Source organism: Bradyrhizobium symbiodeficiens, assembly GCF_002266465.3.
Taxonomy (GTDB): domain Bacteria; phylum Pseudomonadota; class Alphaproteobacteria; order Rhizobiales; family Xanthobacteraceae; genus Bradyrhizobium; species Bradyrhizobium symbiodeficiens.
The window spans coordinates 2505123-2520011 of record NZ_CP029427.2 but is presented as its reverse complement, the minus strand read 5'-3'; the positions used below and the strand labels follow the sequence as shown (position 1 = coordinate 2520011).

Genomic DNA, 14889 nt, shown 5'->3' with positions numbered 1-14889 from the left:
GACATCCTCCGCAATTCCTGGCAATCCCGATGCGGAGACAGCCCCCACCCCAGCCCTCCCCCGCAAGCGGGAGAGGGAGCCGACTGCCATTGCCGCCGCATCCGGCACACCATATGCGACGGCCCTGCCGTTGCACGCGGTCCTCCGTCACGTGCTCCTGATCGCGGGCGCCGCGATCATGCTCGCGCCCTTCATCTGGATGATCTCGACCGCATCCAAGCCGCAGACCGAGGTCTTCTCCAGCGAGCTGCACCTGATCCCGCACCAGTTCGCGCTGTGGGACAATTTGCGCGAGGCGTTTGCCAAGGCCAATCTGCTGCGCTTCCTGCTCAACGGCGTCATCGTCACGGTCTCGATCTTCGTGCTGCAGATCATGGTGGCGCTGCCGGCGGCCTATGCGCTCGCGAAACTTCGCTTCCTCGGCCGCGAGACGCTGTTTGCGCTCGTGCTGTTCGGGATCCTGATCCCGCCGCAGGCGACCGCGATCCCGGTCTTCCTGCTGCTGCACGAGGTCGGCCTGCTCGACAGCTATGCCGCGCTCGTCCTGCCCTTCACGATCTCGGTCTTCGGCATCTTCCTGATGCGCCAGTTCTTCAAGACCGTGCCGGACGATCTCGTCGATGCCGCCCGCATGGACGGCATCTCCGAATTCGGCATCGTCTGGCGGGTGATGCTGCCGGCCGCGATCCCGGCCGTCACCGCCTTCGGCATCTTCTCCGTGGTTGCGCATTGGAACGACTATTTCTGGCCGCTGATCGTGCTCAACAGCGAGCAACTGCGTACGCCGCCGCTTGCGGTCGCGCATTTCCGCAACAACGAGGCCGGCACCAGCTACGGCCCGCTGATGGCCGCGGCGATGGTGATCATCGCCCCGCTCGTGATCGCTTTCCTCTTTGCCCAGCGCCGCTTCATCGAGGGCATCACCCTCACCGGGATCAAGTAACCACGTCACCTCAAACAGGAGTCTATCCATGCTGAAGTCCATCATCGCCGCGGCGGCTCTGTCGCTCGCGGCCGGCTCTGCGCTCGCGCAGACCAAGACCGAGATCGTGATGCAGTATCCCTATCCGGAGCTGTTCACCGAGACCCACAAGCGCATCGCCGAGGAGTTTGCCAAGGTGCACCCGGAGATCAAGGTCACCATGCGCGCGCCTTACGAATCTTACGAGGACGCCACCCAGAAGGTGTTGCGCGAAGCCGTCACCAATCAGATGCCCGACGTGTCGTTCCAAGGACTGAACCGCATCCGCGTTCTGGTCGACAAGAACATCCCGGCCGAGCTCGGCGGCTACATCGCCGCCGAAAAGGATTTCGACAAGCAGGGCTTCCACCAGGCGATGTATGACATCGGCACCGCCGGCGGCAAGGTCTACGCCCTCCCGTTCGCGATCTCGCTGCCGATCGTCTACGTCAATCTCGACCTCGTGAAACAGGCAGGCGGCGACGTGGACCATCTGCCCAAGAGCTGGGACGAACTGATCGCGCTCGCCAGGAAGATCAAGGCGCTCGGCAACGACACCAACGGCGTCACCTATGCCTGGGACATCACCGGCAATTGGCTGTGGCAAGCCCCGGTCTTCGCGCGCGGCGGCACCATGCTCAATGCCGACGAGACCAAGGTCGCCTTCGACGGACCGGAAGGCAAGTTCGCCATCAACATGATCGCGCGGCTCGTCAACGAGGGCGGCATGCCCAATCTCGACCAGCCGTCGATGCGCGCGGCGTTCGCGGCCGGCAAGACCGGCTTCCACATCACTTCGACTTCGGACCTCAACAAGGTCACGCAGATGACCGGCGGCAAGTTCGCGTTGAAGACGATTCCATTCCCGGACGTGGCCTCCCCGAACGGCAGGTTGCCGGCCGGCGGCAATGTCGTGCTGATCCTCGCCAAGGACAAGGCCAAGCGCGACGCGGCCTGGGAAGCGGTGAAGTTCTGGACCGGCGCCAAGGGCGCCGCGATCATGGCGGAGACCACCGGCTACATGCCGCCCAACAAGGTCGCCAACGATGTCTATCTGAAGGACTTCTACGTCAAGAACCCCAACAACTACACCGCGGTCGGCCAGCTCCCGCTGCTCACCAAATGGTACGCCTTCCCCGGCGACAACGGCCTGAAGATCACCGACGTGATCAAGGATCACCTCAACTCGATCATCTCGGGCGCCCGCGCCAAGGAGCCCGAAGCCGTTCTCGCCGACATGACGGCGGATGTGCAGAAGCTGCTGCCGAAGACCACCGGCGCCGCACGCTGAGCATCACGACACCGCCAACCACGGGGCGCCGCCGGCGCCCCGTGCCGCAGGAACTGGAAAGAACGATGAAGCTGCTGCACTTGAGCGACATTCACATGACCGCGCCCGGCTCGACCATCGGCGGGCGCGATCCGCGCGCCAATTTCGAGCGGGCGCTGGCGCATGCCATGAAGGATCACCACGACGCCGAGTTGATGGTGATCACCGGCGATCTCTCGGATTGGGGCGACGCCGCCGACTATCACTGGCTCAAGCAGCGCCTCGACGAATATCCGCTGCCGGTCCGGCTCTGCATCGGCAACCATGACCGACGTGCCGCATTCCTGAGCGTCTTCCCCGATCTCGCCGACGAGAACGGCTTCGTCCAGGGCATCCACGACACCGCCGCCGGCCGCTGCCTGTTCCTCGACACCGCGCATCCGGACACGCATGCCGGCCGCTATTGCGACGATCGCCTCGGCTGGCTCGAGGCACGGCTTGCCGAGCATGACGGGCCGTTCCTGCTGTTCATGCACCACAACCCGATGCCGGTGCATCTCGCCCCCTTCGACCAGATTCGCCTGCTCGACGACGCACCGTTCCGGCGTCTCGTCGGCCGCAACCGGTCAAGGATCCGTCACGTTTTCTTCGGGCATTGTCACTTGCCTCTGGCCGGTTCGGTTGCGGGCGTTCCCGTCTCATCGCTGCGCGGCACCAACCATGCAAGCTATCCGCTGTTCTCCGAGACCAGGCTGCTGAGCGCGTCCGACCTGCCGCAATCCTATGGCGTGGTGTTTTTCGGCGAAGACTATGTGACCGTGCACATGGTGGAATACGGCTACGACGGTCCGATCCGCATCGAAGGTTCGCCCGACTATCAGGCCTGGAATCGCGAGACCATGGTGCGGTGACCGGCGACCGCCGGCCGTTTGCAGGGCGTCTGCTCATAAACCCACGCTGCACTTCTTGTAGGTCCGCTCCGGCGCGTTGGCGTCCCTCACCGTAGGTCGGAGATGGGCCACAAGCAGCCCTGAGCCCGCATTTTCGTAAAGATCAACTGCGGGCCAGAAGGCAAACTCTGCAAGGGTAGTGCAAGAGGGAGATCGAAGCTACGCCGCTCTAGCGAACCGATTGACGAGCAACTCGATGAAAGCCCTGACCTTGCGCGCGAGATGTTGTCCGGGCGAACGTACAAGGAAGATGCCCACCTCGGGCAATTGGTACCGGGTCATGATTGGCGTGATTCTGCCTGCCTCGGCATAGGTGGCAGCGATAACATCGGGTAGCGCGCCGATCCCTACGCCGGCCGCAATTGCTTCCGCAATGGCTAGCGCGCTGTCCGACTTGAATCGGCCTTGCGGGTTGACCGTGATCGTCTTCCTGCCTTCGGAGAACTTCCAGCTCTCGGTGCCGATCATGACGGCCTGGTGGCCGACCACGTCTTCCGGCTTCTCCGGAGCGCTCTGCGCGGCGAGGTACTGCGGGCTCGCGTACAGGCTGACGGAGAATGAGCCGATGCGGCGTGCAACCAGATTGGAATCCGGAAGGTAGCCAACGCGGATCCCGCAATCGAAGCCCTCGGCCACCAGGTCGACGTAGCGGTCGCTGTAACGGGTGTGGACCTGCAAGAGCGGATGTTGCGCGGCGAACGCTGCTATCGCAGGTGCGAAGTGCTGGCCGAACGATGCCGGTCCCGCCACGCGCAAGAGCCCCCTGAGGTCGCCGTCCGGCGAGAGTTCCTCGCGTGCCGCGTCGATTTCGCTGCAGATCCGGACCGCATGCTCGCGGAACGATACCCCGGCTTCGGTCAGAACGGCGCCCCGCGTATTGCGGGACAGAAGCTGGCTGCCGAGTTCGTCCTCGAGGCGGAATAGCCGGCGGCTGATGATCGACTTGGCCAAGCCGAGCCGACGCGCAGCGGACGAGACGCCGCCGGCGTCTGCGACTTCCACGAAGGTCCGAAGGTCTTCCAATTCCATGACGACGTTCCAGTTTTCGTTACACGGCATACCACATGGTGCGACTACTGTGCCCGATTCCGTAACGCTAGCTTGGTTCTGGTTAATGCGGCGACGCCGCTGCCAAAGCAGGAAAGGATCAAGCCCATGAAGACGATCAAGATGAAGCGCGGGATCAGGCGCGGCGACCCGGGCCGAGGTTTCTCCCTGGAGATCCTGTACCCTGGCCTGACCTTCGGTGAGGATGACAGCGGGATCGGCGCGATGGGCCGCATCGACCGCGCACGCATTCATCCCGGCCACACCATCGCAATGCATCCCCATCGCGACGATGAGATCCTGACCTACGTTCGAGTCGGATCGATGCTCCACAAGGACACTGTCGGCCACCGCGAGGAAATCCGGCCGGCTCGCTTGATGATGATGAACGCCGGGCACCTTCCAACATGAAGAGACGATCCTCGGCAGCGAACCGCAGGAAGCTTTGCAGATCTTCCTGCGCCCCCGCGCACCGTCGTTGGATCCGAGAGTGCAATTCCACGACTTCGGCGAAGCCGAGAGCCGCGATACCTGGCGGCTTCTCGCAGCTCCCGAAGGCGCTCCATTCGAAGTCCGGTCGCAAGCCTGGGTGCACGATACCCATCTCACCGCCGGCACGACACTGGCGCTTCCGAATATCCCGGCACACGCTCCTGTCCGGCTGCTCTACGTCTTCTCCGGTGAAGCCCGCATCGGCGGCCTGCCCCTGCAGACAGGCGAAGGTGCGTTTCTGGCCGATGACGAGACCTCGGTCGAGGCGAGGTCCGATACCGACCTTGTGCTGATCGCAACTGACTCGAGCGCATCCGTGTTCAAGGGCGGCATGTTCAGCGGAAATGTACTCGTCCACGCCTGAACTAATTACATTTGAGACAAAGGGCCGGGGCTTCCGTGGGGACGCTCCGGCCTTTGCCGTTTGCGCCTATGCAGCCCCCTGCCTGGCGTTCCTCATTTCGAGACGCGGGGTGTCGATCCTGCTGGCTAGTGAGCCGACATCGGCAACGGCATGTTGGATGTGTCGAAAGCAATCGACCCAACCCGAAAGGATAGACCATGTCGTACGATCGCCTGACTGCAGACAACACCGCCGTCCTCTTCGTCGACCACCAGACCGGCCTCGCGAACGGTGTGCAGACCCAGAGCCCGCCCGAATTCATCAACAACGTGAAGGCGCTCGTCACCATCGCGCAGATCTACAAGCTGCCGGCGGTCGTCACCACCAGCGCCCACGACGGCCCGAACGGCCCTATCATGCCGGTCGTCGAACACGGCCTGCCGAACGCAGCGATTGTACACCGTCCCGGCCAGATCAACGCTTTCGACAACGAGGACTTCGCCGCGGCCGTGAAGAAGACGGGGCGCAAGAAGCTTCTGATCGCGGGCATCTCGACGGAGGTCTGCGTCGCCTTCGCCGCCCTGTCTGCGAAGCACCTCGGTTACGACGTCTACGCCGTGCTCGACGCCTCCGGCACCTGGAGCAAGCTCGTCGAGGACGCTGCGGTCGCCCGCATGGTGCAAGCCGGCATCGTGCCGATCACCTGGGTCGCGGTCGGCGCCGAACTCCTCGGCTCCTGGGCGTCGCCGACCGGCGAGGCGCACGCCCAATTGATGGGCGACCACCTGCCATTTTCAGCTAACAACATGGCGGGATACCTCTCCGCAAAAGGGGCGTCGCGTTGAATGGAGTCAGATCGATTTAGAGATGCGAATAATGCGGCCGCTCTGAGTGAACGGAGCGGCCGCGCGACTTGAGCTTCGCGTCACAACCTGCCGATCACATTCAAGATGGCAGACCTCCGCTGTGCGTTGCTAGACCGACGCGTATGAGTCCACGCCCTACTCCACCAGCAGCACGTCGACGGCGACGCCGAGCTTCTGCTTCGGCGAGCCGACGATGATGCCGTCGACCGGCGAGACGTCGGAGAAGTCGCGCCCGACCGCAAGCACGATATGGTCGTTGCCGACCAGCACATCGTTGGTCGGGTCGAAATCGATCCAGCCAAGCTCCGCCCCGCACCACAGCGACACCCAGGCATGGGTGGCATCCGCGCCTTGCAAACGCGGCTGGCCAGCCGGCGGAATCGTGCGCAGATAGCCGCTGACATAGGCCGCCGGCAGGCCGAGCCCGCGCAGCCCTGCGATCATCACATGGGCAAAGTCCTGGCAGACGCCGTGTCGCTTATCGAAGACCTCGTTGAGCGGCGTCGAGATCACCGTCGCCTTGGGATCGTAGCGAAACTCGGTGCGGATGCGATGCATGAGATCGACCGCGCCCTTGAGGATACCCGCGCCCGGTGCAAAGCTCGCCGCCGCATAGGCGCTGACCGGACGCAGCACCGGCACGAGCGGGCTCGCGAAGACATAACCGACAGGCGAGGACGGCCCAAGGCTGGTGGCCTCGAAGGCGATGTCGCGGATGCTCTCCCAGGACGGGCTGACGGCGTCGCGCGCCGGCGGCTTGCGCGACACCGAGACACGCGAACGCGAATCGATGCGCAAATTGCGATGCGCGGCCTCGATCACGATGCTCTCCGTCAGCGTGCCGAAGAAGTCGCGGCGCACGTTGCGCTCGGACGGCCGCGGACGGATCTCGACCTTGTGCGAGATCAGCTCCTGGCCGCCGCCGCTTTTCGGCTCGAGCCGCAGCGTGCATCGGGCGAAGCTGACCGCACTCTCATATTCGTAGGTGGTGACGTGCCTGATGTCGTAGATCACGCCAGCCCCGTCAGCTTTTCCGGCCGGCTGGCATTGGTGCCGTGCGGGAAGTAATGCAGCCCGATCGCGTCGGCGAGGCTGAGCAGATCCTGCTCCAGCGCGAACAGGGTCTTGACTTCGAGTTTCTCGGCATCCGCGGTGGCCAGCATCGCCTGAACCGTCACCGCAAGCCGCTGCGGCTGCTCGATCAGGCCATGCTCCTTCAGGCTGGGCAATGCCGCGATATGCTCGTTCAGCGTCGTCACCTGGAACGCCACCGAACGCGGATTGTAGGGATCGAGCACCGCGAGGTCGCGCACCGGCGCCAGGATCGGCGCCAGCAGATAGCGCGAGCGATAGGTGATCTGCGAATCCACCAGGGTCAGCAGGATGTCGAGATCCTCGTCGCCGGCCTCGTCATAGGCGAACTGCCGGGCGAAGCGCGCGGTGTTGATGGCACGCTCGGCGCGGCGGCCGACATCGAGGAAGCGCCAGCCGGCGGCGCGATTCATGTTTTCCTGCGCAAGACCCGCAAAGCTCGCAAGCTCCTGCAAGGTCAGCTCGGCCGCGCTCAGCACGCTGTCGTCGTCTTCGACCTCGTAGGAGAGCCGGTCGGCCATTTCGGTGATGACCTGCCAGGCATCGGGCGACAGCCGCTCGCGCAAGGAGGTCGCCGTGCGCTGTGCCGCACGCACCAGCGACAACGCCGAGCCCGGCTGCTCCGTGCTCTGCAACGCTTCGGCGGCGATGCGCCCGGGCGTCGCGCGCGAGGCTTGCGAGATCGCGCCCCAGGCTACCAGCAGGCGCTGGATTCGTTCGGCCGATTGCAGTGAGGCCGCGGTGCCCTTGTTGGGGCCGCTCGGCGAGCCCACCGCCCGCACCAGCCGCAGCGTCGCCTCGGCGCGCTCGAGATAGCGGCCGAGCCAGAACAGATTGTCGGCCGCGCGGCTCGGCAGCACGCCGGCGATGCGGCGGATCCGCACCTTGTCGGTCGCCGGCAGCAGCGTCGCGGTCGGGACCTTCTTCTCCGAGACCACCCAGACGTCGGCGGCGCGCGCACCGTCGCCCATCGACACGGCGCGCGCATCCGCCTGCTCGGCAATCCGGCAGAAGCCGCCGGGCATGATGGCCCAGCCGTCCGGCGTTGCGGCGGCAAACACGCGCAGCACGAAGGGACGCGGCGTGAGCTGCCCGTGCTCCCACACCGGCATGGTGGAGAGACGCACCACCTCCTGGCCGACATAATCCATGCCGCGCGCGCCGATGGCATCGACCAGGCGCTGACGCCCGGCGGCGTCGAGCTCGCTGGCAAGCACCGGACCGTTGCTGTCAAAGCCGGGCACGCCGCGCCGGTAGGCGCCTTCGATCGCGACCTCGTCGAGCCGCGACAACACCTCGTCACGCGCGGATTTCTGACCGCACCACCAGGTCGCGATGTGCGGCATCTTCAGCTCTTCGCCGAGCAGGCGGCGGCTGAGCGCCGGCAGGAAGCCGAGCAGCGCCCTCGCCTCCAGCACGCCCGAGCCCGGCATGTTGGCGACGACGACACCATCCTTGCGCAGCACGTCGATCAGGCCGGGCACGCCGAGATGCGAGGACGCATCGAGCTCGAGCGGATCGAGCGAATTGGAATCGACACGGCGCAGCAGCACGTCGAGCCGCTTCAGCCCCGCGACCGTGCGAATGTGGATGCGATTGTCGCTGACCGCGAGATCGTCGCCCTCGACCAGCAGGAAGCCGAGATAGCGCGCCAGCGTCGCATGCTCGAAATAGGTCTCGCTGAAACTGCCGGGGGTGAGCACGCCGATGCGCGGCTCGTCGCGGTCGGCGCGCGCGCGAAGACTGTCGCGGAATGCCTCGAAGAACGGCGCGACGCGCGGCACGTTCATCGACTTGTAGAGGTCGGAGAAGGCGCGCGACAGCACGAGGCGGTTTTCCAGCGCATAGCCCGCGCCCGACGGCGCCTGCGTGCGGTCGCCGAGCACCCACCAGCGGCCATCAGGCCCGCGCCCGACGTCGGCGGCATAGAGCGAGAGATAGCGCCCGCCCGGCGGCGGCACGCCGCAGACGGGACGGAGATATTCGGGGCTGCCGGCGATCGCGCCCGCGGGCAGCGCGCCTTCGGCGACCAGCCGCCCCTCGCCATAGATGTCGCGCAGCACGCGCTCGAGCAGCTCGGCGCGCTGGGTAATGCCGGCGGAGAGCTGCTTCCAGTCGGCCTCGTCGATCAGGAGCGGCAGATGGCTGAGCGACCAGGGCCGGTCGGCGCTGTCGCCGGGGGCCCGGTAGGTGACGCCGGCCTCGCGGAGGTGGCGGTCGGCCATGCCGAAGCGCCGCTCGACCTCATCAGTCGCAAGCGCGCCGAAGGCATCGAAAAAGCGGTTCCAGACCGGTCGCGGGACGCCGTCGGCGCCGAGGAATTCGTCGGGAATGCCGGGCAGGCGGCGATAGTCGCGGATCCATTGCGCAAGCCGGCGCTGGCCTTCGCGCGGTCCTTGCGCCTTACCCGCCTTGTCCTGTTCGGCTGCGCCCTCGGCCATGCGCCTCTCCCTGCCCCACCCTCATACTCATTGCAGGAGCGGGGTCCGCAAGTCGAGGGTCAGCGGAAACTCATTTGTGCGTTCCTCGGGCGGCGGCTGCATCGGTCCCGGCGTATGACCGTGGTCCTGGAAGCGCGCCAGCCGCCGCGCCTCGGCTTCGTAGGTGTTGACCGGCTTGGTGTCGTAGCTGCGCCCGCCCGGATGGGCGACGTGGTAGACGCAGCCGCCGAGCGAGCGGCCGTTCCAGGTATCGATGAGATCAAAGGTCAGGGGCGCGTGCACCGGGATGGTCGGGTGCAGGCCGGAGGCCGGCTGCCAGGCCTTGAAGCGGACCCCGGCCACGGCCTCGGCGGAGCGGCCGGTCGAGGTCATCGGCAGGCGGCGGCCGTTGCAGGTGACGATGTGGCGGCCCTCGACGAACCCCTCCGCCTTGACCTGGAGCCGCTCGACCGAGCTATCGACATAGCGCACGGTGCCGCCGGCCGAGCCCTCCTCGCCGAGCACATGCCAGGGTTCCAGCGCCTGGCGCAATTCGAGCGTCACGCCGCCTTGATGGACGCGGCCGAAGGCGGGAAAGCGGAATTCGAGCTGGGCCAGATACCATTCCGGCTCGAACGGATAGCCGGAGCTCTTGAGATCCGAGAGTACGTCCTGAAAGTCTTCCCAGATGAAATGCGGCAGCATGAAGCGGTCGTGCAGCGCGGTGCCCCAGCGCACGAATTTGCCCTGCTGCGGCTCGCGCCAGAACTTTGCGATCAGCGCGCGGATCAAGAGCTGCTGCGCCAGCGACATGCGCGGATCCGGCGGCATTTCGAGCGCGCGGAATTCGACGAGGCCGAGGCGGCCGGTGGGACCATCCGGCGAATAGAGCTTGTCGATGCAGATCTCGGCGCGGTGGGTGTTGCCGGTGATGTCGACGAGCAAATGCCGGAACAGCCGGTCCACCAGCCACAGCGGCACCTGGTAGCCCGGCGGCGGCACGTGCGAGAGCGCGATCTCGAGCTCGTACATGCTGTCGTGACGGGCCTCGTCGAGGCGCGGCGCCTGGCTGGTCGGACCGATGAACAGGCCGGAGAAGAAGTAGGACAGCGACGGATGCCGCTGCCAGTACAGCACGAGGCTCTTGAGCAGATCGGGCCGGCGCAGGAACGGCGAGTCCTGCGGGCTCGAGCCTCCGATCACGACGTGATTGCCGCCGCCGGTGCCGGTGTGGCGGCCGTCGACCAGGAAGCGGTTGGCGCCGAGCCGCACCTTCCCGGCGTCCTCATAGAGGCCAGTGGTGATCTCGACCGCCTCGCGCCAGCTCGTCGCCGGCTGGATGTTGATCTCGAGGACGCCGGGATCCGGTGTGACCTTGATGACCTCGATGCGCGGGTCGAACGGCGGCGCATAGCCTTCGACATGGACCTGGAGCTGCATCTCCTCGGCCGTGGCTTCGACCGCCGCGATCATCTCGAGATAATCCTCGATACGCTCGACCGGCGGCATGAAGGCGCAGATCACGCCATCGCGGACCTCGATCGACAGCGCAGTGCGGACGGGGACGGTCGTGTTGAGCTTCTCGGACGCGACCCGCGGCGGCGCCTTCGGGCGCTCCGGCAGCGTGAACACCGGCAGCTTGCCGCGCGCCTCCATCGGGTCCTGCTCGACGATGTAGGGATATTCGCTGGGCGGGACGTGGCCGAGCGAGCCGATCGGCAAGCGCAGGCCGAGCGGGGAGTCGCCCGGCATCAGGAACAGATGATTGCGCCGGAGTTGCCAACGCTCGCTGCGCCAGCGCGGCGGCGCGTTCCAGCGTTGCACCGGCAGCACGAAGCCGCGCGGCGCGCGGAGGCCCTGATCGAACACCCGCGCCATGCGCGCGCGCTCCTCCGGATTGGACAATTTGGAATCGGAGGGATCGACGTTGAGAGGTAGCTCGGCCTCCTTCATCAGCCAATAGGCGGTATCCTCATAGGCCGGAATGATGTAGCCGGGATCGAGCCCGAGCCGGGCCGCCGTGCCCTCCATGAAATCCTCGGCGTCTTCGGTCTGGGCACGCAGCGGATTTTCGATGCTGGCGATGAGGTCCGCGTTCTTCCAGACCGGCACGCCGTCCTTGCGCCAGTACAGGCCAAAGGCCCAGCGCGGCAGGCTCTCGCCCGGATACCATTTGCCCTGACCGTAATGCAGCAGCCCGCCCGCACCGAAGCGCGTGCGCAGACGGCGGATCAGATCGTCGGCGAGCGCGCGCTTGGTGGGGCCGACGGCCTCGGTATTCCATTCGGCAGCTTCGAGATCGTCGACCGAGACGAAGGTGGGTTCACCTCCCATGGTGAGCCGCACGTCCTGCAAGGCGAGATCGCCGTCCACCTGCTCGCCGAGATCGTTGAGCCGCGTCCAGGAATCGTCCGAGAACGGCTTGGTGATGCGCGGCGCCTCGCGGATGCGCCGAACGCTCATGTCGAAATCGAACTCGACCTCGGCAAAGCCGGCACCGCCGGAGATCGGCGCTGCGGACCGATAATGCGGCGTGGCGGCGACCGGGATGTGCCCCTCACCCGCGAGCATGCCGGAGGTCGCGTCGAACCCGATCCAGCCCGCGCCCGGCAGGTAGACCTCGGCCCAGGCATGCAGATCGGTGAAGTCGTTCTCGACCTCGGGCGGCCCCTCGATCGGATCGATGTCGGGACGGATCTGGATCAGATAGCCGGAGACGAAGCGCGCGGCGAGGCCGAGATGACGGAAGGTCTGGATCAGGAGCCAGGCGGAGTCGCGGCATGAGCCGGCCGCGGAGGTGAGCGTCTCCTCCGGCGTCTGCACGCCCGGCTCCATGCGGATGACGTAGCTGATCCTCTGCTGCAGCTCCCTGTTCAGATCAACCAGGAAGTTGACCGTGTTCGGGGCTTCGCGCGGGATCGAGGCGAGATATTTTGCGAACGCAGGGTCGGGCTTGATGGTCTCCAGATAAGGCGCCAGCTCCGTTTTCAGATCCTTCGGATAGTTGAACGGAAAGCTGTCGGCGTAGGGCTCGACGAAGAAGTCGAACGGATTGACCGTGGTCATCTGCGCCGTGAAATCGACCTCGATCTTCAGCTCGGTCGTCTTCTCCGGGAAGACGTAACGCGCGATCCAATTGCCTAGCGGATCCTGCTGCCAGTTCACGAAATGATTGGATGGCGTGACCTTGAGCGAATAGCTCATGATCGGCGTCCGCGTGTGCGGCGCCGGGCGCAGGCGGATGGTCTGCGGGCCGAGGTCGATCGGTCGGTCGTATTTGTAGTGGGTGACGTGGTGTAATGCGACGTAGATCGACACGGGGTGCAATGCTCCAGCAGCTTTTTTTGAGCAGAACACCTGATGTCAGCGCGATCAAGCACTAACAACGGGCAGAGGGTGCCTAGGACAGGGGCGAATGGTGAGTAGCGAATGGCGAGTAGCCAAAGATTTACTCTATTCGCTACTCCCTATTCGCTATTCACCCCTAGATCGTCCCCATACTGGAACGCCGGGCGCCCTACGCGGCGGATGTCAGCCGCTGCAGGAACTGCGTCACCTCGCGGCGAAGCGTCTCGACTTCGCCGTGGACGCGCTCGGAGGCGCTGTTGACGCGGCTGGCGACGCGGCCGGTGTCGGCTGCGGCTTCGCTGATGCCGGTGACGTTCGAGGACACCTGCGAGGTGCCGGCGGAGGCGTCCTGGACGCTGCGCGCGATCTCGCGTGTCGCGGAGCCCTGCTGCTCGATCGAGGCCGCAATGCTTGCGGTGATGCCGTCGATCTCCGCGATGGTCTGCGCGATGGCTTCGACGGCCGCGACCGAGTTGCTGGTCGATTGCTGCATCTCGCCGACCTTGGCGCTGATCTCCTCGGTCGCCTTCGCGGTCTGGTTGGCGAGGCTCTTGACCTCGGACGCCACCACGGCGAAGCCGCGGCCGGCCTCGCCTGCCCGCGCCGCCTCGATCGTGGCGTTGAGCGCCAGCAGGTTGGTCTGCGAGGCGATTTCGCTGATCAGCTTGACGACGTCGCCGATCCGCATCGCGGCCTCCGCGAGGCTGCGAATCTCGCTGCCGGCACGATTGGCTTCGTCGACGGCGCGCCCGGTGCTCGTGGTCGAGCCGGCCACCTGGCGGCTGATCTCCGCGATCGAGGATGCGAGCTGTTCCGCGGCGCTCGCCACCGTCGCAACGTTGCTCGAGGCCTGATCGGACGCACTGCGCATGCCGGAGGTCTGGCGGTTCGTCGTCTCCGCCGCGGACGCCATCTGGCCGGCGTCGGATTCGAGGTCGGTCGCGGCGCTCATCAGGCTGCCTGCGACTTCGTCGAGATGCGTGCCGAACTGCTTTGCGAGGCCGGCGATCTCGACCACGCGGCGGCCGAGGCTGTCGGTGCCAGCATTGATGACGGTTGCCGAGCGGCGGAACGAGCCGGGCAATCCGCGCGCCAGGATCTTGCGGAAATACTTGCCGCGGCTGGCATAGTCCATCGATGCCGAAGCCTCGCGGACGAAGGCGTCGGCGATGTCGAGCATGTCGTTGACCGATTTCTGGATGGCGCCGATCCGCCCGGCCTGCCGCTCGCTCAGGATCCGCGCTTCGAGATCGCCGCGTGCCGCCTTGCGGCAGACATCGGCCACCTCATCGACGGCCACCGCCGTGCGATGCTGGCACCAGAGCGCGTAGCCGAGCAGCAGGATCGCGGCACCGAGCGGCGCGGCACTGACGATTCCGGACCAGCCGAGCAGCGAGAGGACGAACGCGGCGGTGGCGAGAAGACACGCGCCGGCGGTCGCGGCCTGCGCCTTAGAGAGAGAGGACAAATTCATCGTAGCCGACACCGTTTTGCTTGAGCAGACCGACCATCATTTCGAAGCTTGCACGCATGCCGTCCTTGGCATTGGCGTGGCGCGCCTCTTCCGCGCAGAGTGCCTTGTAGATCGGCTTGATGCGCTCGACCGGCGAAGGATCGGGTTTGCGTCGATTGGAGTGATAGCCCGTGATGTTGCCGCGATCGTCGAGCGTCGGGGTGACATGGGCGAACACCCAATAATGGCTGCCGTCTCCCGCGAGATTGAGGACGTAGGCGAAGATTTCCTGCTTGGTCTGGAGCGTATCCCACAGCAGCTTGAAGACGCAGCGCGGCATGTCCGGATGGCGGATCAGGCTGTGGGGCGCACCCATCAGCTGCTTCCAGGGGTATTTCGCCATGCGGATGAAGACGTCATTGGCGTAGGTGATGCGGCCCTTGAGATCGGTCTTCGACACGATCAGCTCCTCCTCACCGAGGAGATTCTCCACGCCAGTCGGCCGTACCGCATGCGTCATCGTTGACGATTCCTCACGAAGGGCAGCGCCCTCGAAGGAGTCGCCCGCATGCTATCGGAATACGGCAGGAAACATTAAACATGCGTGACTGCGGGAACCCGTGCAGTCATCGGATACCTACGTAAGA

At 65.6% G+C, this 14889-nt stretch carries 12 protein-coding genes; 6 read left to right on the top strand and 6 right to left on the bottom strand.

The features are described from left to right. Window positions 1-178: 178 nt before the first annotated feature. The 3 genes from CIT39_RS11500 (at window position 179) to CIT39_RS11490 (ending at window position 3142) form a co-directional block, all read left to right on the top strand. Window positions 179-943 (top strand): carbohydrate ABC transporter permease, encoded by a 765-nt coding sequence (locus CIT39_RS11500; protein ID WP_244607621.1) that lies wholly within the window; start codon window positions 179-181, stop codon window positions 941-943. A 28-nt stretch (window positions 944-971) separates the two neighbouring features. Next, window positions 972-2252, top strand: coding sequence for an ABC transporter substrate-binding protein (locus CIT39_RS11495; protein ID WP_094975244.1), 1281 nt, complete (start codon window positions 972-974; stop codon window positions 2250-2252). Window positions 2253-2317: 65 nt separating this feature from the next. Next, window positions 2318-3142 carry a phosphodiesterase gene (locus CIT39_RS11490; RefSeq protein ID WP_094975245.1) on the top strand — a complete coding sequence of 275 codons (825 nt, stop codon included), beginning with the start codon at window positions 2318-2320 and terminating at the stop codon, window positions 3140-3142. A gap of 198 nt (window positions 3143-3340) precedes the next feature. On the opposite strand, the gene CIT39_RS11485 is transcribed toward CIT39_RS11490, so the two are convergent. Continuing rightward, window positions 3341-4210, bottom strand: coding sequence for a LysR family transcriptional regulator (locus CIT39_RS11485; RefSeq protein WP_094975246.1), 870 nt, complete (start codon window positions 4208-4210; stop codon window positions 3341-3343). A 126-nt stretch (window positions 4211-4336) separates the two neighbouring features. Between CIT39_RS11485 and CIT39_RS11480 the strand changes: the two genes are divergently transcribed. From CIT39_RS11480 to CIT39_RS11470, 3 genes are all read left to right on the top strand, one after another. Further along, the gene (locus tag CIT39_RS11480; protein ID WP_244607563.1) at window positions 4337-4639 is read left to right on the top strand and encodes a pirin family protein; all 303 of its coding nucleotides are present in this window, start codon (window positions 4337-4339) and stop codon (window positions 4637-4639) included. Between the two features lie 79 nt (window positions 4640-4718). Beyond that, entirely contained in the window at window positions 4719-5084 is a 366-nt protein-coding gene (locus tag CIT39_RS11475; RefSeq protein WP_244607562.1) for a pirin family protein, read from the top strand. A 197-nt stretch (window positions 5085-5281) separates the two neighbouring features. Beyond that, window positions 5282-5908 (top strand): isochorismatase family protein, encoded by a 627-nt coding sequence (locus tag CIT39_RS11470; RefSeq protein WP_094975247.1) that lies wholly within the window; start codon window positions 5282-5284, stop codon window positions 5906-5908. Window positions 5909-6064: 156 nt separating this feature from the next. On the opposite strand, the gene CIT39_RS11465 is transcribed toward CIT39_RS11470, so the two are convergent. The 5 genes from CIT39_RS11465 to CIT39_RS11445 all read right to left on the bottom strand — a co-directional run bounded on the left by CIT39_RS11465 (window position 6065) and on the right by CIT39_RS11445 (window position 14762). Further along, entirely contained in the window at window positions 6065-6943 is an 879-nt protein-coding gene (locus tag CIT39_RS11465; RefSeq protein WP_094975248.1) for a transglutaminase family protein, read from the bottom strand. Beyond that, the gene (locus CIT39_RS11460) at window positions 6940-9462 is read right to left on the bottom strand and encodes a circularly permuted type 2 ATP-grasp protein (protein WP_094975249.1); all 2523 of its coding nucleotides are present in this window, start codon (window positions 9460-9462) and stop codon (window positions 6940-6942) included. Before CIT39_RS11460 ends, CIT39_RS11465 begins: the two co-directional genes overlap by 4 nt. Window positions 9463-9489: 27 nt before the next feature. Next, the gene (locus tag CIT39_RS11455; protein WP_094975250.1) at window positions 9490-12759 is read right to left on the bottom strand and encodes a transglutaminase family protein; all 3270 of its coding nucleotides are present in this window, start codon (window positions 12757-12759) and stop codon (window positions 9490-9492) included. Window positions 12760-12958: 199 nt separating this feature from the next. Continuing rightward, window positions 12959-14263: a methyl-accepting chemotaxis protein gene (locus CIT39_RS11450; protein ID WP_162308449.1), complete on the bottom strand. Its 1305-nt coding sequence runs from the start codon at window positions 14261-14263 to the stop codon at window positions 12959-12961. Next, window positions 14241-14762 (bottom strand): PAS domain-containing protein, encoded by a 522-nt coding sequence (locus tag CIT39_RS11445; protein ID WP_094975252.1) that lies wholly within the window; start codon window positions 14760-14762, stop codon window positions 14241-14243. Before CIT39_RS11445 ends, CIT39_RS11450 begins: the two co-directional genes overlap by 23 nt. Between the last annotated feature and the right edge of the window lie 127 nt (window positions 14763-14889).

Excerpts from the sequence above, each read along its gene's own strand:
- CIT39_RS11500 (WP_244607621.1), top strand. The coding sequence starts at position 179 with ATGCTCGCGCCCTTCATCTGGATGATCTCGACCGCATCCAAGCCGCAG.
- CIT39_RS11495 (WP_094975244.1), top strand. The coding sequence starts at position 972 with ATGCTGAAGTCCATCATCGCCGCGGCGGCTCTGTCGCTCGCGGCCGGC.
- CIT39_RS11490 (WP_094975245.1), top strand. The coding sequence starts at position 2,318 with ATGAAGCTGCTGCACTTGAGCGACATTCACATGACCGCGCCCGGCTCG.
- CIT39_RS11485 (WP_094975246.1), bottom strand. The coding sequence starts at position 4,210 with ATGGAATTGGAAGACCTTCGGACCTTCGTGGAAGTCGCAGACGCCGGC.
- CIT39_RS11480 (WP_244607563.1), top strand. The coding sequence starts at position 4,337 with ATGAAGACGATCAAGATGAAGCGCGGGATCAGGCGCGGCGACCCGGGC.
- CIT39_RS11470 (WP_094975247.1), top strand. The coding sequence starts at position 5,282 with ATGTCGTACGATCGCCTGACTGCAGACAACACCGCCGTCCTCTTCGTC.
- CIT39_RS11460 (WP_094975249.1), bottom strand. The coding sequence starts at position 9,462 with ATGGCCGAGGGCGCAGCCGAACAGGACAAGGCGGGTAAGGCGCAAGGA.
- CIT39_RS11450 (WP_162308449.1), bottom strand. The coding sequence starts at position 14,263 with ATGAATTTGTCCTCTCTCTCTAAGGCGCAGGCCGCGACCGCCGGCGCG.
- CIT39_RS11445 (WP_094975252.1), bottom strand. The coding sequence starts at position 14,762 with ATGACGCATGCGGTACGGCCGACTGGCGTGGAGAATCTCCTCGGTGAG.